Source organism: Gilliamella sp. Pra-s60 (genome assembly GCF_009795755.1).
Classification (GTDB): Bacteria; Pseudomonadota; Gammaproteobacteria; order Enterobacterales; family Orbaceae; genus Gilliamella.
The window spans coordinates 1-225 of record NZ_WTFA01000072.1; the positions used below are offsets into that span (position 1 = coordinate 1).

Annotated in this window: 1 protein-coding gene; it reads right to left on the reverse strand. The window is 45.3% G+C overall.

Features of this window, described 5'->3' with window-relative positions; genetic code table 11:
* Positions 1 to 225: hypothetical protein (locus GQ596_RS11050; RefSeq protein WP_160401767.1), on the reverse strand; the 225-nt coding region annotated here is incomplete at both ends.

Genomic DNA, 225 nt, shown 5'->3' on the forward strand with positions numbered 1-225 from the left:
ACGGCGCACTCCCCTCGATAGCCCTTGAGGTATAAACCGATAACGCCTCTGTATCCTGCGTATACGACAATAACAACAATGGCGCAAAAAACAATGCCGATTTAGACAATAATGACGGTTTAAACAATAACGGCGGTTTGAATAACCACTTGGATATCGGCGATAATTTTGCCGAAAATATGACCGATGACGGCGTCGATTTCGCTACGCGAAATGACTTCGGTG